Raw genomic sequence first — 17601 nt, forward strand, 5'->3', positions numbered from 1 at the left:
TCAGATCCCCACGCGCCATCGCTGCTCCCCGCAAAGAGCTGCCTTGAATCAAACTTCAGGCCGTTTGGGAATCCACTTTGTCAACGCAACCTAGTTGCTCGATGTGGAAATCTCCTGGTTTTATCATTGACCTGAAATCGTACGCCAGCCGATCCGGTCAGACGGCGCAGCGCGGCCGCCACCGACCGTTTCAACCGGATTCGATGCTCACGCACGCTCGCTGATGCGCGGGCTGTGTCGGCCGCCGCCGACGCCCGGATCATCTTCCATCAGGTCGTCCTGTTCCGCGCGCTCGGCGGCGGGTGGCCAAGGCAGCGCGCCGCGGGCCGGCAGTGCCTGACGCCGAGTTTCGATGGAGACTGCGAATAAGTGGACCCCATACGTCGGTATGGGATCCGCTTGCGTGCACCATCGGCTACTCATTGGATTTCTATAGGGAGACGCGCGGGGCGCCCATGCATGGCCTAGGGCAGACGATTTCGGCGATGGCGAAGGACGATTTCTTCCTGTCGCCACGATCCGATGGGTTCAGCGCGGACCGTTTCGATCAGCATCGTGCGACCGATCCGCTCCGCGCGATCCGGAGCGTCGCGGAGGTGTTCTGCCCGCACGAAGTGATCCAGCGTGATCGCTCCAATCCGCTCGATTTCCGCCATTCCTCCGCGCGGATCGAAAGCGCGTCAATCAACCAGATTTCCTATGGAAGCGAGGTCGACGTCCTCATCAACAGCTCGAACCGGGCGCAATATATCCTGCTTGTTCAGTTGCGCGGGCAGATGCTCGTCGAGCGTGAGTCCGCGATCAAGTCGCTGGAGCCCGGCTCGTACATGCTGATGGGGCCGGACGCGCAATACCGCTTCGTCCACGAGCGCGACGATTCGCATCTGGCCGTCGGAATCCCGCGACGGCTCATCGAGCAGGGCGACGAGGCCGCGACCGGCTTCGGAGCGGGCATCGACCCGGAGGTCATCGACGAGCAGGCGGGCAGTCTGATCGACTATCTCGGCTTTGTCTGTCGCGAGCTCAATCGTGGGGGTGGTGCTTTCCAGTCGTCGATCGTGCGGGGCGGGGTGGTCGACAGCGTGTCCGGCATGGTGAAGGCGATGCTCAACGAGCGGATGCCGCCGCGGCCGCGGCCGTTGGCTGGAGCGCCGGGCTATGTGCGGCGAGCCGAACTCTTCATGGAAGCCTCGCTTGCCGACGAGGTGACGATCGAGGCGGTGGCGTCTGCGGCAGGCGTGTCGGCGCGCACCCTGCATGACGGCTTCAAGCGCTTCCGCGGCAGCACGCCCATGAACTGGCTGCGCGCCCTGAGGCTGGATCATGCCCGGCGCGATATCGTCGCGGGTGCCGACAGCTCCGTGAATATCCTGGCGATCGCCAACCGCTACGGAATGCAGCACGGCGGCCGGTTCGCGGGCTATTATCAGAGGCAGTTTCGGGAAAGCCCGTCCGAGACGTTGCGCTCCGCGCGGGAGCGGGCGGCCGTGGCATCCGCGTCCGCCTGCTTGGGCGGCGACCAGCCTGAATCTTAGGTTGGTTCGTTGCAATGGCATAACCATTGTTGCGGGATCCGGACCGGACTGCAGGATTCGGATATCCGGGAGCGCACCGATCAGGCAAGATGTGGGCAGGCCTGAGGATAGTCTTCGGGGCGAAGGACGGATCCGGCCTCTGCGATGACGGGCTGGGTCGAACGGCGACGAGCGAACCCCCGATGCTGCGTGATCCTTCGTTCTGCGCCGGTGCTCTACCGTCCTCCCCGATGCGCTCCCCGGTCTCCGCCGATCTCTACGACATGCTATCGCGGCCCGTTCGGGACCGGCAATACGGGCTCAGGCGGCTGGCCTGGATCTCGTGGATCTTCCTGAGCGCCGTCGGTTGCCATCTTGATGCCGAGCAGCCTCGATACGAGTTCGCGCAACGCTCGCTCCTACGCCTTTGCGACATGTTCGAGCGTAATCGCTCTTCGCTTTCGGAGGCCTGGGGCGGCCTCGATGAGGCAAACAAAGTTTCTTGCACTGATGCCCGATACCTTCTCATCGCGCGGGATATCTCGGTCCTTGCGGCGCGATCGAGGGAACTGTGCGCCGACATCGAGCAGGCGATCGCAGCGGGCGATGCGCGCAACGGCGAGCAGCTGGGCCATCTCTCCGCGCTGCGCCGTGATGCAATGGCGCTCCTGCTTGCCAACTCAACGATCGTGACAATGGCCACGAACGACTGATCCACACGCGCGAACCGGTTTTGGGGCGCTACTTTAAAAAATCCTGTCGACGCCATACCCGGGTATCGATTTCGGGGTGGCCGGTGAACCTCTATGCGGCGGGCGAGCCCCGCGATGGCCGGCATCGGGCTGCAAGGGGGTATAGTCCGGCCCCCGCAACCGAAGAGATGCCATGATCTACGCCTTCATCGCCGCCGCTTTGGTCTACCGCTTCGCCATGCTGGCGGTGCCCATCCGCAACGAGAAGGTGCTGCGCGCCGGCGGAGCGATCGAACATGGGGCCACCAACTCCAGTCTGCTCGCGATCGCCCATATCGCTTTCTATGTCGCGGCCTCGGTCGAGGGAATGGTGCGTGGGCCGGGATTCGATGCCGTCACGGGTATAGGGCTCGCGATCTGCCTGTTCGGAGCGGCGATGTTGTTCGTGGTGCCGCGACTGCTCGGCGGGCTGTGGAGGGTGAAGCTGCTCATCGCGCGTGACCACGAACTCGTCACGCCCCCGCTGTTCCGGGTGGTGCGCCATCCCAATTGCTATCTGAACATCCTGCCCGAGTTGGTGGGGTATGCGCTGACCCTGCACGCCATCGCCACGCTGATCGTCGGCATCGCCATCTATCTCCTGCCGCTCACCATGCGCATCCGGCTGGAAGAGCGCGTCACGCGCGACACCTTCGCGCGCTATTGATCAGCCTCGCCAGCAGGCGCCCGCAACGGGCCGAACCCGATCGCGAGCGCCCGCCCGGCCGATCATGTTATTCGGCCGCGATCCGCTGCTTGATACCCAGCGCCGCCGCGACGCCCGCGCCGTAGGCCGGGTCCGCCTTCTCGCAATTGGCGATATGGCGTAGCTGAACTTCCACGCTCGCGCCGCCGATCGCGCGCGCGGTGTTGGCAAACAGGCGCTCCTGCTCGTCGGGCGTCATGTTACGGAACAGAATGCCGGGCTGCTCATAATGGTCCTCGTCGACGCGATGGTCCCAATGATCGGCCAGATCGCCGATCGGCAGCGGCTTCTCCTTGAGCTCGGGATGGTCGGCCCACATGCCCGTGCTGTTCGGGAAATAGGGTGTAGTCGCGCCGAGATTGCCATCGACGCGCATTTGTCCGTCGCGATGATAGCTGTGAAACGGGCATTTCGGCGCGTTGACCGGGATACTGTGGTGGTTGACGCCCAGCCGATAGCGCGCGGCGTCGCCATAGGAGAACAACCGCGCCTGTAGCATCTTGTCGGGCGAAAAGCCGATGCCCGGCACGATATTGGCCGGCGAAAAGGACGATTGCTCGACATCGGCGAAATAGTTTTCGGGATTGCGATTGAGTTCGAGCATGCCGACCGGGATCAGCGGGAATTCGCCCTTCGGCCATACCTTGGTGAGGTCGAACGGATTGTGGCGGTGCTTGCGGGCCTCCTCCTCGGTCATCACCTGGATGGAGACTTCCCAGCGCGGGAACTCGCCGCGATCGATCGCTTCCAGAAGGTCGCGGCCACTGCTCTCGCGATCGCCACCGACCACGGTCGCTGCTTCCTCGTCGGTGAGGTTTTCGATGCCCTGCTGGGTGCGGAAGTGGAACTTCACCCAGACGCGGTTATTCTCGGCGTCGATCAGGCTGTAGGTGTGGCTGCCGAAGCCGTGCATGTGGCGATAGCCGCGCGGTATGCCGCGATCGGACATCACGATCGTGACCTGGTGCAATGCCTCGGGCAGCAGCGTCCAGAAATCCCAGTTGTTTTGCGCGCTGCGCAGGCCGGTGCGCGGATCGCGCTTCACGACATGGTTGAGATCGGGGAAGCGCAGCGGATCGCGGAAGAAGAAGACCGGCGTGTTGTTGCCGACCAGATCCCAATTGCCCTCGTCCGTGTAGAACTTCACCGCGAAGCCGCGAATGTCGCGCTCGGCATCCGCCGCGCCGCGCTCGCCCGCGACGGTCGAGAATCGCATGAAGACATCGGTTTTCTTGCCGATGCCGGAGAACAGGCTCGCCTTGGTGTACCGGCTGATGTCGTGGGTAACGGTGAAGGTGCCGAAGGCGCCCGATCCCTTGGCGTGCATGCGACGCTCGGGGATCACCTCGCGATCGAAATGGGCGAGCTTCTCGATCAGCCACACGTCTTGCAACAGCGCGGGCCCGCGCGGACCCGCGGTCATGATGTTCACATTGTCGACGACCGGCGCGCCTGCGGCTGTTGTCAGATCCTTGCGCTCCACGAAATCCTCCATCGTTCGGGCCGGTGGCCTGTCGGCTTCGAGGACTAAGATATGTTGCGGTGTCGGATCGACCGGGAGGAGGGTCTGGCCGTACCATACGAAAGCATGGGTCGGCTGTTCGGCGGGACGGGGGGCAGCCCGGTCGCGGCCAGCAGGGGATCGGCGTTTCAGGAGTATATCGGTGCCACGGATTGCGACGGTACTTCTCGCGGCGGGGTTCTCATCGCGCGTCGGCTAGGCCGACAAGCTATTGGTGTCTCTGAACGGCTTCGCGCTCGGGCAGCATGTCGCCTGCCCGCTGGCCGGGTTGCCGCTCCATACATGCCTCGTCCTCTCCGGTCATGGCAGGATGGAGTGGCCCCTGCTTGGACATCGTCGTCAACGATCGGGCCGAGGCTGGATTGTCCTGTTGGTGGGCGCTCTGCGGCGACGTCGTACTCGCTGCGCTCGCCGATATGCCGTTCTTGCCCGTCGCCCCATTTCGCGACCCTGGACATCCGTTTGACGGGGCGGCCCTCCGCGGACACTCCTTCGAAACGCGGAACCCGTCTATGCACCTGCGCAATGCGGGCCGGTCAGGGTAGCGACGGTGTCGCATTTCCCTGACCGGTCATGCTTCGCGCGATGCTCAGCGCCCGTTTGCGGCGCGAATCCAGTCGGTGGCGAGCGCGGCGTAATCGTCGGGCGCATCTTCCCAGACGAAATGGCCCGCATCGATCACGACGGCCTTGCAGTTCTGCAGATGCTGTTCGAGGAATTCGCCGTTGGCGGACGGAACGAAGGGGTCATCCTTGCCCGAAATGACCAGCACCGGCGTGGAGATGAGCGGGAGTAGCTCCGCCAGGCGGGGCAGATCGATTTTGTAGGCGCGCACGAAGTCTGCGGCCTCGTTCCAGCGCGCGTCGAGCGATGACAGCCGGTAATCCTCGATCACCGCATCGGGCGGCGTAATCCGCGCGAATTCGCGGACGAGCGAGACGATCTGGGCACCGCCCTCGACGCCGGCGAAGGTCTCGGGCGTGCTGTTGACGATCTGCTTCAGCGGCTCGCCGAGCAGGTCCATGCTCGTCCCGCCGCAGCCCGCGATGATGCTCTTGAAGCGTTCGGGATGATCGACCGCCGCGTACAGCGCGGCCAGCGTGCCGACGTCGGGCACCACGGCATGGACCTGATCGAGCCCCAGCACGTCGAGCAAGGTGATCAGGAAATCGCCCATGCGCGCCGGGGACATCAGGTCCGGCCTGCCCTCCGATCGGCCGAAGCCGGGCAGGTCGACTGCGATGATCGGGCCTTCCTTCCTGAACTCCTGCCATACCGCGTGAAAGGCGAAGATGCTTTCGGGCCAGGGCGCGGTCAGTAGGATGGGCGCGTCCGATCCCGCGCCGTCGCGCGCGACGCGGATGGAGAGCCCGTCGACCTCGATCATTTCCGCGGCGATCGGCCCGAAGCTCGAATGGATGCCTGAAATCTGCGCCATACCCTCAATCCCGACGATGCGCTGCACCGGCGCAGCGCCGTCGCAAACTGGCGATGCGAAGGAGCGAGGGCCATTCCGCCAAGGGGTTGGCGTCCCCATACATAGGTATCGGGCCTAGGCGGGGAGCGAGCAGCGGACGGGCTGAGCGGCTCGCAGGCTCGTCTCTTTCGCGGCCTCCGTCGGTGGCGTCAGCGTCAGGCGGGCCGCCGGCGGCCGCGCACCGTCACGATGCGTCGTCCAGTGCCGCAAGAAACTGGTGGACGGCGGATATGACGACGGACCCTTCGCCGACACCCGACGCCACGCGCTTGATCGATCCCGATCGCACGTCGCCGACCGCGAAGATGCCGGGCACGCTCGTCGCGTAGGGCGAGGCGAGTGGTGCGCCGTTCTGCCCGGTGCCGGTTTGCACGAAGCCCTTGTCGTCGAGCGGGACGCAGCCGTCGAGCCATGGCGTGTTGGGATCGGCGCCGATCATGACGAACAGGCTCCCGATTTCGCGGCGTTCGCTGGCGCCGATCCTGCGGTCGGTCCAGGTGACGTGGGTCAGGAAATCCTGTCCCTCGACGGCTGTCACCTCGGTGAAGGGATGCAGCGTGATCACCGGCGAATCGGCGATTCGCTGGACCAGATAGTCCGACATGGTTGCGGCCAGCCCTTCGGAGCGGACGAGCACATGGACATGCCTGCAGGTGCGCGAGAGGAACACCGCCGCCTGCCCCGCTGAATTGCCGCCGCCGATGACGATCGCCTCCTGCTCCTTGCAGAGTTGGGCCTCCATCGGCGTCGCGGCATAATAGACACCGCGCCCTTCGAGCGCGGCGTAGCCGGGCAGATCGAGCCGCCTGTAGCGCGCGCCCGTGGCGATCACGATGGTGCGGGCGCGGAGTACCTCGCCGCCCTCCAGCGTCAGCGCGAACGGCCGCTCGGCGCAATCGAGCTTCGCGACCGGCCGCGAGACCGCGAGGCGCGCGCCGAACTTCTGGGCCTGGATCTGCGCGCGACCGGCCAAAGCGTGGCCCGAAATGCCGGTGGGGAAGCCGAGATAATTCTCGATGCGGCTGCTGGTGCCGGCCTGGCCGCCGGGCGCATTGCCCTCGACGGCGACGGTCGCCAGCCCTTCCGAGGCCGCATAGACAGAGGCTGCGAGCCCGGCCGGCCCGGCGCCGACCACCGCGACGTCATACACCTTGTCCGGATCGCCGGCCTGATCGATACCGAGCGTGGTCGCGAGTTCGGAGATGGCCGGGTTCCGAAGCGCCGTGCCGCCCGGCATTAGCACGAGCGGGAGATCGGCCATGCCGATCGTGAAGCCGGCCAATGCCTCCAGCGCGGACGGATCGCTGTCGAGGTCGAGCAAGCGATAGGGGTGGGCGTTGCGCGTGAGGAACGCCCGGACCCGATGGGTTTCGGCCGCGTGCGACGATCCTACCAGCGTCACGCCGCCTTGGCCCGATGCGATCAGATCGACCCGGCGCAGGATGAAGGCGCGCATGATCATCTCGCCGATATCGGCTTCGGTCGAGACCATGCGTTTAAAGTCGGGCCGCGCGATGCGCAGCACGTGCGTGCCCGGCCCAGCGCGCCCGCTGACGAGCAGCGCGCGGTCGTTGAACAGATGCAACTCGCCGGTGAACTGTCCGACGGTGTAGCAATGGAACGGGACCGGTGCTTGCGCACCGGTCTCGTCCAGCAACTCGATCTCGCCGTCGAGTACGACGAAGAAATCGGCGGACCGTGCCCCGCGCTCGAACAGGAGCGTTCCCGGGGCCGGGCGTTCCAACTGCCCGTAAGGCAGCAGGCGATCGACCGTCTCCCGGTCGAGGCGCGGAAAGATTTGCGCCTCGCGGGGGTGGGGTTTGCGGACTTTCTCCTCGGCGAGCATCGTTGTCCGGCGGCTCAGGCCAGTGTGATGCGATCGAGGTCGATCGACACGACCAGCGGCTCGGCCATGGCCCGGTTGTCGGGCTGGCGCGGGAAGATGCGGCGTTTGGTCGGGAACAGGATACCCTGCACCTCCTTGTAGTCGGAGATATAGTGGGTGCCGGGCGTGTTGCCGGCGATCTCGACGTCGTAATCGTGGCGCTTCAGCAGGCCGTCGTCGCCGACATAGAGCGTCTGCTCGGTGCTGTGCGTTGCGATCGAGGTGGGAAAGCGTACCCGCAGCCTCCGCCAGGTTTCGTCATTTTCTTCCCAGCTTTCGATCTCGGACGATTCCACGCCATCCTCGGCGAGCAGGAACGGCATTCGCAGGTAGGTCCACATCGCGAGCCCCGCGAAATACGCGAGTTGCGGCTCGGTCCACGGCGTTTCGAGCGTATGGCCGACGAAGGAGTCGCGGGGCGACGGGAGTGATTCCAGCACGGCTCCGTCGGACGACAACAATTCGACCAGACCAGGCGTGAAGGAGGATTTGCGCTCCGCCGATCCGAACGGCGCGTGAGAAGCATGCTCGCGCGTCAGGTCGATCGTCACGGTCGTATCATCGAGGAGGCCGCCATGACCTTTAAGGCCCCACAATGCGCCGCCCTGCACCAGATGCGCGCTCAGCGTGGTGAAACCGCGCCAGCGGTTCAGCCCGCCATGCGCATCGATGATCGTCTTCGCCAGATTGTCCACGATGAGGTCTCCAGATCGTTTGCGCCATTCTGGAGGGGCGGGACAGGGAGGTGAATAAATACGATGGTAGGCCCTCAGGCGGATATGCCGGCCCTCATGACACACCTTGGTAGGGGGTGGGGCCGCCGTGCTCGGAAAACGCAGCCTATACGACAGGACCCCGGTTCACCGTCATCTCTGAGCGGGCTGCCGAGCATGATCTCGATGGACAGCTTCAGTCGGTCGCCACTGCAAAATGCTCACCCGCCAAGAACGGTTGCCGACGGCTGGCGGTGCGGCATATTCCACCCGTCCAGATCATCCGCGAACTCGAAACCATATGCCGTCGCGACGCCCAACTGCTCGAATTGCTTCCGGATCGGGCTGCGCGTGCGATCGGTGAGGACGCAGAGCCGTTCCTCCCGCCAAACTGGACACGCTAGCCCTACAGCAGCGGCGGAAGGAGCGTCATGGCATACCGCGGTATAGGTCTGATCAGGCTGCCACGCGCAGCGGCGTCGAGGCGGCCACCTCAGTCGACGTCTGTTCGATCCGATCGGCGAGCAGCGCACGCGCGGTATCGACGATGATCAGCCATGCGCCCGCCAGGATGGCGACGTCCTTGATGACGAGGCGACCCGGTCCCGACAGATAGGGGAAGCCGTGCTGCGCATCGCCCAGCGCCGGAACCCAAGCCTCGGGCGTCGTCACGAGGAAGGAGAGGGTGACGAAGGGTGTGCCGAACGCAAGGAGCGCGCCGACAAGGCCGAGGCGGCGGGAAAACAACCCTGCCAGCGTGAGACCGCCGATCACCAGTTCGAGGCTGCCGAGCCCCATGGAGAAGCCGTAGGTGTTGTTGGCCATCTGCCAGGCGCGCTGGGCTGGGACGAGCATCCCCTCCTTCGTCAGGTGTGCGGCATAGTCGGCCGGGTGGTTGTAGAAGAAGCGCATGAACGGGCTGTTCGCGACGAACACGGTGATGCTGTCCGCCTCATAGGGCTGGAACTTGAGCCAGCCGATCCACAGGAAGATGATGGCGATGGCGATCTTCATCGCGGCGATGCCGATCATCTGCGAACCCCGGCCAGCGACCAGCCGGAGCGTCCCGGTATAGAGAGAGTTCATTATTGTCTCCTTTCGGCGGCCGTCGCGGCGCGTCCGAGTGATTTCAGGGTTTCGCGGGCTGGACCGCGAACAGCATGCCGAGCCCTTCGGCGAGCGTCGGATGGGCGATGATCGCATCGCGCACGGTCGTGTAGGGCAGGCCCCCCAGCATCGCCATATGGACGGCGGTCATCACTTCGCCGGCCTGCGCGCCGAGCATGGCGAATCCGAGGATGCGATCGTCGTCGCCGATCAGCGCCTTCATGAAGCCCTTTCGCTCGCCCAGAGTGCGGGCGCGCGGTACCACATCCATCGGCAACGTGACGCGGCGATAGGCAATGCCGAGCTTCGCCGCTTCCTTTTCGTTCAGGCCGACGCGCGCCAACTCGGGATCGATGAACACGCAATAGGGGATCATCCGGCCTGTCGTCGTGCGGTCGCCGCCGGTCATTCGACTCTTGATCACGCGATAATCGTCGAGCGAGGCGTGCGTGAACATGGGCGTGCCGGCGATTTCGCCCAGCGCCCAGATCCCCTCGGCGGTAGTGCGCAGTTGCGGATCGGTCTTCACCAGTCCGCGCGCATCCAGTTCGACGCCGGCCAGTTCCAGCCCGATGCCGGAGGTCATCGGCCGGCGGCCGGCTGCGACCAGCAGGTGCGAGCCGCTGTGGCAGCTGCCATCTTCGAACGTGACAGTCACCTGTTCGCCCGACAGGCCCGAAACCTCGGTGACCTTCGCGCTGACCGCGAAACCGATGCCGTCCCCGCGCAGCGCCGTGGTCATGGCCTCGGCGATATCGGTATCCTCGCGGGCCGCGATCTGCGGACCCTGTTCGATGATCAGTACTTCGGCGCCGAGCTTGCGGAACGCCTGGCCGAGTTCGAGCCCGATATAGCCGCCGCCCAACACGATCAGGCGATCGGGCAACGTTTCGAGCCGGAGCGCCTCGACATGCGTCATCGGCTCCGCCGCGGCCAGGCCCGGTATTGCCGGCACATCGGCCACGGTGCCGAGATTGAGGTAGATGGCCGGCGCGGTCAGCCGGCGGGGGCCGGCGTCGGTTGCTACCTCGATCACCCTGGGGGCAACGAACTTGCCCCAGCCCAGCACCAGATCGAGCCCCGACGCCTCGAAGCCCTTCCGGTTGGTGGCGACCATTTCGGCCACCACGGCGGCCGTCCGCCCGGCGACGGCTGCCATGTCCAGGCCGACCTCCGCCGGGCTACCGTAAGCGCTGCCATCCCCCGCGAGGGCGTGCAACTCAGCACTGCGGATCAGCGCCTTGCTGGGGATACAGGCGACGTTGATGCACGAGCCGCCGATCAGCCCGCGCTCCACCATCGCCACACGCTTGCCAGCCTTGGCCTGATCCATCGCCAGCGTCTTGCCGGCCTTGCCGCCGCCGAAGACGATGAGATCGAACGCTTCCGCTTCCATGGTTCCTGCTCCTCAGGCCTTGATGAAGGCCAGGATGTCGGGATTCAGGACGTCTGCATGCGTGGTCAACATGCCATGCGGATAGCCCTTGTAGGTCTTGAGCATGCCGTGCTTCAGCAGCTTGATCGCAAGCTCGGCTGAATCCGCGATCGGAACCACCTGGTCGTCCTCGCCGTGCAGCACCAGCGTCGGCACCGCGATCGCCTTCAGGTCGTCGGTGAAGTCGGTCTCGGAGAAGACCTCGATGCAGTCATAATGGGCCTTCGCGCCGCCGATCATGCCCTGCCGCCACCAATTCTGGATCGTGCCGGGATAGACCTTCGCGTCCGGGCGGTTGAAGCCGTAGAAGGGGCCGCTCGCGACATCGAGGTAGAATTGCGCGCGGTTGGCGGCCAGCGCGGTGCGGAAGCCGTCGAACACCTCCTTGGGGGTGCCGCCGGGATTCTTGGCGGACTGGATCATGATCGGCGGCACTGCGCCGACCAGCACCGCTTTGGCGACGCGTCCCGGCCGTGCGCGCGCGACATAGCGCGCCGCCTCGCCACCACCGGTCGAGTGGCCGATATGAACGGCGTTCTGGAGGTTCAGGTGGTCGGTCAGTTCGATCACGTCGGCGACATACGTGTCCATGTCGTTGCCGATGTCGGTCTGCGTCGAGCGACCGTGCCCGCGGCGATCATGCGCGATCACCCGATAGCCGTGGCCAAGGAAGTACAGCATCTGCGCGTCCCAGTCGTCCGCGCTGAGCGGCCAGCCGTGGTGGAACACGATGGGCTGTGCGTCCTTGGGACCCCAGTCCTTGTAGAAGATCTGGGTGCCGTCCCTGGTGGTGATAGTGGCCATGTCGGTGTCTCCGTGAAACGGGCTTGGGGGGGCCGCGGTCGCGCCGAACGGCATGCCGGCGAGCATTCCCGCCGCGGCCATGCCACCCAGAAAGTCCCGCCGGGAAGGATCGAAGAAGGGAAGATCGAGCATCGGTGCCAGGCCTCGGGCGAGTGGCGCGACGAGAAGCCGTCGCCTCCCGATCCTGGCGGAGGGTCCGCTCGGGCGACATTCTACGAGAGCAGGCCCGATCCTATACGAAAGTGCGGCTGGCCGATGGTGGATCGTTGCCGTCATCTTGTGTCGTTTCCGTAATGGACGGCAACGTGAAGCCGAACTCGGTGCCCTCCTTTCGCGCAGTTGCGTACGGTCAGGTTCCCGCCCATCGCTTCCACCGCTGACTTGCAGATTCACCGGATAGGCCTGCACGAGCGACACCGCCTCGTCGCGATAGATTTTGGCGTGAGCGTCTGTCCGCCGCAACTCTCGCTCCGGCGGTTCACACGTCTCGCCGGCCAGCCGGTCCAGTTCGACCGATTTCACCGATCGCCGGCCCGCCATGATGGTCTCGTGCGCGCGCTGCATGATACCGGCGATCTCCGGCGGCTCGCGTCTGAGCCGGCGCGGGCCGGCTCTTCCTGCGCGGCCAGTCCTGGCTGGTGAGCGGAGTGGCGGTGATCGCGATAGCGATCAGGCCGAATGCCAGCCGCAACGCGCTTGCGCTATCCGGGTCGCTCCCATGGACGATCAGCCAAGCGGCGGCGGCGAGGCCCACGCAGACGACCGCGCCGAGGTGAATGTCCCGGTTGCTGCCCCGCCTGCCGAGCAATGCGAGCGGGACCAAGTAGAGGATCGCACCGAGATTTCGAAATTCGTGATCAGATCGATCGCGAACGCGCTTGCGGCGAGCCGGGTGGCAAAGACGCTGGACTCGATGCGCCAGGCCTCCTTTCGATCCGTCCGCTCTACTGTCACACGCGCGCGTGAAAGGGTACCGCGCTCCCGCTTTGGAATGGCCTCCCCCTACCCATGTCTGTATCGCAGGGCCGTGATCGCGGTTCCAGACCTCTCCGCAAGGAGATATGTCATGACCACACATCACGATACACCGACCGAATTTATCGAAGTCGGGGACACTCGCTACGCCTACCGCCGCTTCGGCAAGGCCGACGGTGTCCCGATCGTCATGCTGCAACACTTCACCGGCGGGCTCGACCATTGGGATCCGCTGTTGACCGACGGGCTGGCGGCGGACCGCACCGTGATCCTGTTCGACAGCGCCGGCATCGGCGCCTCGACCGGCACGACGCCGACGACGATCGAGGGCATGGCCGACTGCCTGCTCGAGTTTGTCGACGCGCTCGAGCTCGGGACTTTCGATCTGCTGGGCTTCTCGATGGGGGGCATGGTCGCGCAGGCCTTCGCCAAAGCCTATTCGGGCCGAATCCGGCGGTTGGCGCTGCTTGGCACCAGCCCGCGCGGCGGCGAGCCGACGCCTTATCAGGAGGAGGTTTCGCGGCGGGCGAGCGGCAGCGCCTCGGCTGAGGATTTTCTGTGGCTCTTCTTCGGCCATTCCGATGCCGGCAAGGCGGCCGGCATGGCCTTCCTGGGACGCCGCTTCGCCCGCACAGAGGATGTCGATCCGGCGACCAGGCTGGAATCGATCATGTCGCAGGTGACGGCGGGCCGAGACTGGCTCCAGCCGCATGGTGAGCGCTTCGCCGATCTCAAGGCGATCACGGTGCCGACGCTCGTCGTCAACGGCAGCCTCGACGTGATGCTGCCGACGATCAACTCCTTCCACCTCCAGCAGCACATCCCCGACGCGCAGCTGATCGTCTATCCCGATGCGGGCCACGCCGCGCAGTTCCAGTATCCCGAGCTGTTCCTCGCGCACCTGCGCCTGTTTCTCGATCGTTGAATGCGCGCGGTCGCGCCTCGCCCCCTACCAATGGAGGGGGCGGGCAGACCGGCGCATATCTGTTTCGAATCCGGCGATGGTAGCACATCGTTAACCGACCGGGCCGGCCATGCCCCCCTCCAGCCCGAGCCGCGCGCTTCCCCCCTCGCGCGCGGTGCCGGCCCGGCACACCGTTGGAGATGTCCCGTGAAGGCGAGCCGTGCAGACAGCATCCCATCTCATCTTCGCACGATCGTCGGCCTCTGCGGGCTGTTCGCGATCAGCCTCCTGACCCTGTTCTTCCGGTGACGCCGGAACCCGCGCCGTCAGGTGTCGATCAGTTCGGCGGTCGCGCTCTGCGCTGCCCGCCGCAGTACCTGCGGCGGCTGGCCGTAGGCGCGGACGAACGCCCGGCGCATCCGGCTGCGATCGGCGAAGCCTGTCTGTTGAGCCACGACGTCGATAGGGTGATGGGTGTCCTCCATCAGCGCGCGCGCAGCCTCCAGCCGCAAATGCTCGATCGCTTTGGCGGGCGACTGGCCGGTCTCGCTCTGGAAGGCGCGGCTGAACTGGCGCGGCGAGAGGTGCGCGACCTCCGCCAGTTCCTCGACCGAGAGGCGGTTGGTGAGGTTGCGCCGCGCATAGGTCAGCACCGCCTGCATCCGGTCCGACTTCGGTTCGAGTTCGAGCAGGGTGGAGAATTGCGACTGCCCGCCGCTGCGCCGGTGATACACCACCATCTTGCGCGCCGCGCTGCGCGCTGCCTCGATACCGAGATCCTCCTCGATCAGCGCGAGCGCGAGGTCGATGCCGGCGGACATGCCCGCCGACGTCCAGATCGGCCCGTCGGCGATGAAGATCCGGTCTTCTTCCACCCGGATGCGCGGGTAGCGGGCGGCCATGTCGCGGGCATAGAGCCAGTGGGTCGTCGCGCGACGGCCATCGAGCAGCCCCGCCTCGGCGAGGACGAGCGCGCCGATGCAGGGGGCGGCGATGCGGCGCGCGAACTTCGGCGCGCGGCGGACAAAGGACACCACCTCGGGCGTCGCATCCTCCATGCTGCCGCCGACCACCAGCAGGTCCAGCGTCTCACCCGAAAGGGGCTGGGTCATCACCTCGAACCCGATCGAGGTGCGCACCGGTCCGCCCGCCTCGGACAGCATCCGCACGTCGTAGACCGGCTCGCCCACCTGGATGTTGGCGATCTCGAACACGGTCGAGATGGCGAGGGTCATCGGCGAATAGCCCGGATGAACGATGAAGCCGACCGATCGCATGTCCCGTTCCCCGCAATGTCCGAAAACGCACCTTATATGACATTTCGGACGTTCTCCCGCAAGCGTAGACCTTTGCCCATCGGCGAAGCTCGAAACCAAGGAGAATGACGATGAGCAATCTGGGTACGGCACTCGTCACGGGCGCATCCACCGGCATCGGCGCGGTCTATGCGGATCGACTGGCGCGGCGCGGTTACGATCTCATTCTGGTCGCTCGCAATACGGAGCGGCTGCAGGACGTGGCGGCGCGGATCACCGATGCGACCGGACGATCGGTCAACGTCGTGACGGCGGACCTTTCGGACAAGGACGACCTGTTCCGGGTCGAACAGATCCTGCGCAACAATGCGGGCATCACCATGCTGGTCAACAATGCCGGTTTCGGTGGCGTGACCCCGCTGGTCGACAGCGACGTGAACCGCATGGAGCTGATGGTAGACCTGAACGTCACCGCGCTGATGCGGCTGAGCTATGCGGCGGCGCCGGGCTTCGTGGCGCGCGGGCAGGGGACGATCATCAACATCTCCTCGATCGTCGCGATCGGCCCGGAGATCCTGAACGGAGTCTACGGGGGCACCAAGGCCTTCGTCCTCGCCTTCACCCAGTCGCTCCAGCATGAGCTCGCCGGCAAGGGCATCCGCGTGCAGGCGGTTCTGCCCGGCGGCACCGCGACCGAATTCTGGGGCATCGCCGGCTTCGAAGCCTATGCCAGCAGCCCCAAGACCATGGCGAGCGACGCGATGGTCGATGCCGCGCTCGCCGGCCTCGATCTCGGCGAGATCGTGACGATCCCGCCGCTGCAGGATGGCACCCTGTGGGACGACTATGAGGCGCTGCGCCGCCGCATCGCCGGCGACCTCGCCCACGCCCGGCCGGGTGCGCGCTACCTCACCGCCACTGCCTGATCCCAACCAAGAACGATCGTACGAAGGAGACAGCATCGTGAAAATGACCGGCAACACCATCTTCATCACCGGATCGACATCCGGCATCGGCCGCGGCCTTGCCGAGGCGTTCCACAAGCTCGGCAACAAGGTGATCATCGCCGGCCGCCGCAAGGCGCTGCTGGACGAGGTGACCGCCGCCAATCCGGGCATGGAGTCGATCAGCTTCGACGTCACCGACCTCGCCAGCATCGAGGCCGCGGCGCGGGAACTCATCTCGCGCTTTCCGACGCTCAACGTGCTGATCAACAATGCCGGCATCATGCCGTTCGACGACGCCTCCGGCGCGATCGACGACAGCGTGACGCAGTCGATCCTCACGACCAACCTGCTCGGCCCCATCCGCATGACCTCGGCCCTGATCGAGCAGTTGAAGAGCCAGCCCGAGAGCGTGATCATCAACAATACGTCGGTGCTGGCCTACGTGCCGCTCGCGGGCAACGCGGTCTATTCGGCGTCGAAGGCAGCGCTTCACAGCTACACGCTGTCACAGCGCTTCATGCTGCGTGACACCTCCGTGCGCGTTCAGGAAATCGCGCCGCCGTGGGTCGACACCGATCTGATCCACAAGGCCGGCGATCCGCGCGCGATGCCGCTCGATGCCTTCATTGCCGAGACGATGGAGAAGCTCGCCACCGACGATCCCGAGATCGTCGTCGATGCGATCAAGGCGATCCGCGACAATCCGGGCGCGAACGAGCATGCGCTCATCCACGGCTTCAACCTGTCGCTCATCGAGAATCCGATCCCGGTCGGGGCGTGACGCGAACGCCGCCGACCGGCAGTGCGCTGCCGGTCGGCGGCCAGCGATAACGGGACGCCCGCGCTCCGAACCAGCGCGGGCGTCTCTGGCAGAGTATCAGGCCGATGCCGACGGCAGCGCTCTTGCTGACAGGCTCGGCGTTGATGGCGCGATCATACGGAACGCGAGGATCATCGTGATCCTGGCGAAAAATGCCGTTCGTAGTGTTCGCGCCGCTGCTGTTTGATCGCGACCAGCCGAGGAAGCGCGCGGCGCAGTCGGCGGCTGGCCCGGTAACAGCGCACGTCTCCCGCCGCCATCGTGCCGGCGGTACGCCGTGGCGCTTATGTGGCGGCATGGCCTGCGCTTGCGAAGCGGCAGGATGCGCCGATCGCTGGATCGGTTGCGGCCAGCGCCGGCAACGCCCCGTGCCCGAGACACGGGGCTTCACCGCCGCCCAGATGGCCGGATTCCCCCGATAGGGGAAATGCTGGGATCAAGCGTCCGTCGCTGCCGAAAAGGCGTCCATGGCGCGGGTCGAATAAACCAGGCCTGCGCCGGCATTCAGGGCGATGGCAACGCCCAGAGCCTCGGCCAGCTCCTCTTCGCTGGCGCCCGCTTCCTGTGCCGCCTTGGTGTGGACGGTGATGCAGCCATCGCAGCGCAGCGTGATCGCGCATGCCACCGCGATCAACTCGCGGGTCTTGGCATCGAGGTGACCGGTCTTTGCGCCAGCGCCGCTCATGGCGGCGTATCCACGCGTGGTATCTGGCGACAGCTTTCCGATCGCGCCGACGCCGGCGAGCACCTGATCGCGATAGCCGTTCCAGTCCATCATATGCATGTAACTTGCTCCATTGTAGTT

At 65.6% G+C, this 17601-nt stretch carries 15 protein-coding genes; 6 read left to right on the top strand and 9 right to left on the bottom strand.

The window, feature by feature from the left end; all coding sequences use genetic code 11:
* The first annotated feature begins 302 nt into the window (after nucleotides 1-302).
* The 3 genes from FHS98_RS17875 (at nucleotide 303) to FHS98_RS17885 (ending at nucleotide 2912) form a co-directional block, all read left to right on the top strand.
* Complete coding sequence (locus FHS98_RS17875; RefSeq protein ID WP_167108562.1) at nucleotides 303-1535, top strand: AraC-like ligand-binding domain-containing protein; 1233 nt, start codon at nucleotides 303-305, stop codon at nucleotides 1533-1535.
* A gap of 182 nt (nucleotides 1536-1717) precedes the next feature.
* Nucleotides 1718-2227 (top strand): hypothetical protein, encoded by a 510-nt coding sequence (locus FHS98_RS17880; protein WP_167108567.1) that lies wholly within the window; start codon nucleotides 1718-1720, stop codon nucleotides 2225-2227.
* A gap of 172 nt (nucleotides 2228-2399) precedes the next feature.
* A complete protein-coding gene (locus FHS98_RS17885) occupies nucleotides 2400-2912 on the top strand; it encodes a methyltransferase family protein (protein WP_167108573.1) in 513 nt (170 codons plus the stop codon).
* 67 nt (nucleotides 2913-2979) lie between these two features.
* Here FHS98_RS17885 and FHS98_RS17890 read toward each other — a convergent pair whose 3' ends face one another.
* The 7 genes from FHS98_RS17890 to FHS98_RS17920 form a co-directional block, all read right to left on the bottom strand.
* On the bottom strand, nucleotides 2980-4434 hold the full coding sequence (locus tag FHS98_RS17890; RefSeq protein ID WP_425057364.1) for a catalase: 1455 nt from the start codon (nucleotides 4432-4434) through the stop codon (nucleotides 2980-2982).
* 628 nt (nucleotides 4435-5062) lie between these two features.
* On the bottom strand, nucleotides 5063-5911 hold the full coding sequence (locus FHS98_RS17895) for an alpha/beta fold hydrolase (RefSeq protein ID WP_208402371.1): 849 nt from the start codon (nucleotides 5909-5911) through the stop codon (nucleotides 5063-5065).
* 223 nt (nucleotides 5912-6134) lie between these two features.
* Nucleotides 6135-7796: an FAD-dependent oxidoreductase gene (locus FHS98_RS17900; protein WP_167108582.1), complete on the bottom strand. Its 1662-nt coding sequence runs from the start codon at nucleotides 7794-7796 to the stop codon at nucleotides 6135-6137.
* 14 nt (nucleotides 7797-7810) lie between these two features.
* Nucleotides 7811-8530, bottom strand: a complete 720-nt coding sequence (locus FHS98_RS17905) for a hypothetical protein (RefSeq protein ID WP_167108586.1) — start codon at nucleotides 8528-8530, stop codon at nucleotides 7811-7813.
* Nucleotides 8531-9004: 474 nt separating this feature from the next.
* Nucleotides 9005-9634 (bottom strand): reactive chlorine resistance membrane protein RclC, encoded by a 630-nt coding sequence (gene rclC / locus FHS98_RS17910; protein WP_167108590.1) that lies wholly within the window; start codon nucleotides 9632-9634, stop codon nucleotides 9005-9007.
* Between the two features lie 43 nt (nucleotides 9635-9677).
* Nucleotides 9678-11051 carry an FAD-dependent oxidoreductase gene (locus FHS98_RS17915; RefSeq protein WP_167108593.1) on the bottom strand — a complete coding sequence of 458 codons (1374 nt, stop codon included), beginning with the start codon at nucleotides 11049-11051 and terminating at the stop codon, nucleotides 9678-9680.
* Nucleotides 11052-11063: 12 nt separating this feature from the next.
* A complete protein-coding gene (locus FHS98_RS17920; RefSeq protein WP_208402373.1) occupies nucleotides 11064-11894 on the bottom strand; it encodes an alpha/beta fold hydrolase in 831 nt (276 codons plus the stop codon).
* A gap of 718 nt (nucleotides 11895-12612) precedes the next feature.
* Here FHS98_RS17920 and FHS98_RS17925 point away from each other — a divergent pair.
* Nucleotides 12613-13794: an alpha/beta fold hydrolase gene (locus FHS98_RS17925; protein WP_208402372.1), complete on the top strand. Its 1182-nt coding sequence runs from the start codon at nucleotides 12613-12615 to the stop codon at nucleotides 13792-13794.
* 305 nt (nucleotides 13795-14099) lie between these two features.
* Here the strand turns inward: FHS98_RS17925 and FHS98_RS17930 are convergent, their stop codons facing one another.
* Nucleotides 14100-15050, bottom strand: a complete 951-nt coding sequence (locus FHS98_RS17930; RefSeq protein ID WP_167108598.1) for a GlxA family transcriptional regulator — start codon at nucleotides 15048-15050, stop codon at nucleotides 14100-14102.
* 110 nt (nucleotides 15051-15160) lie between these two features.
* Between FHS98_RS17930 and FHS98_RS17935 the strand changes: the two genes are divergently transcribed.
* Nucleotides 15161-15955 (top strand): SDR family NAD(P)-dependent oxidoreductase, encoded by a 795-nt coding sequence (locus FHS98_RS17935; protein ID WP_279588284.1) that lies wholly within the window; start codon nucleotides 15161-15163, stop codon nucleotides 15953-15955.
* A 43-nt stretch (nucleotides 15956-15998) separates the two neighbouring features.
* Nucleotides 15999-16757, top strand: a complete 759-nt coding sequence (locus FHS98_RS17940; protein ID WP_208402374.1) for an SDR family oxidoreductase — start codon at nucleotides 15999-16001, stop codon at nucleotides 16755-16757.
* A 475-nt stretch (nucleotides 16758-17232) separates the two neighbouring features.
* Here the strand turns inward: FHS98_RS17940 and FHS98_RS17945 are convergent, their stop codons facing one another.
* Nucleotides 17233-17580 (bottom strand): carboxymuconolactone decarboxylase family protein, encoded by a 348-nt coding sequence (locus FHS98_RS17945; RefSeq protein ID WP_167108609.1) that lies wholly within the window; start codon nucleotides 17578-17580, stop codon nucleotides 17233-17235.
* Nucleotides 17581-17601: the final 21 nt, after the last annotated feature.

The organism is Sphingomonas oligoaromativorans (genome assembly GCF_011762195.1).
Lineage (GTDB): Bacteria > Pseudomonadota > Alphaproteobacteria > Sphingomonadales > Sphingomonadaceae > Solisphingomonas > Solisphingomonas oligoaromativorans.

Bases quoted from the DNA above. Each gene is read 5' to 3' on its own strand.
- FHS98_RS17880 (WP_167108567.1), top strand. From the start codon at position 1,718: ATGCTGCGTGATCCTTCGTTCTGCGCCGGTGCTCTACCGTCCTCCCCG.
- FHS98_RS17885 (WP_167108573.1), top strand. From the start codon at position 2,400: ATGATCTACGCCTTCATCGCCGCCGCTTTGGTCTACCGCTTCGCCATG.
- FHS98_RS17940 (WP_208402374.1), top strand. From the start codon at position 15,999: ATGACCGGCAACACCATCTTCATCACCGGATCGACATCCGGCATCGGC.
- FHS98_RS17925 (WP_208402372.1), top strand. From the start codon at position 12,613: ATGGACGATCAGCCAAGCGGCGGCGGCGAGGCCCACGCAGACGACCGC.
- FHS98_RS17915 (WP_167108593.1), bottom strand. From the start codon at position 11,051: ATGGAAGCGGAAGCGTTCGATCTCATCGTCTTCGGCGGCGGCAAGGCC.
- FHS98_RS17920 (WP_208402373.1), bottom strand. From the start codon at position 11,894: ATGGCCACTATCACCACCAGGGACGGCACCCAGATCTTCTACAAGGAC.
- FHS98_RS17895 (WP_208402371.1), bottom strand. From the start codon at position 5,911: ATGGCGCAGATTTCAGGCATCCATTCGAGCTTCGGGCCGATCGCCGCG.
- rclC (WP_167108590.1), bottom strand. From the start codon at position 9,634: ATGAACTCTCTCTATACCGGGACGCTCCGGCTGGTCGCTGGCCGGGGT.
- FHS98_RS17935 (WP_279588284.1), top strand. From the start codon at position 15,161: ATGAGCAATCTGGGTACGGCACTCGTCACGGGCGCATCCACCGGCATC.
- FHS98_RS17900 (WP_167108582.1), bottom strand. From the start codon at position 7,796: ATGCTCGCCGAGGAGAAAGTCCGCAAACCCCACCCCCGCGAGGCGCAA.
- FHS98_RS17945 (WP_167108609.1), bottom strand. From the start codon at position 17,580: ATGCATATGATGGACTGGAACGGCTATCGCGATCAGGTGCTCGCCGGC.
- FHS98_RS17930 (WP_167108598.1), bottom strand. From the start codon at position 15,050: ATGCGATCGGTCGGCTTCATCGTTCATCCGGGCTATTCGCCGATGACC.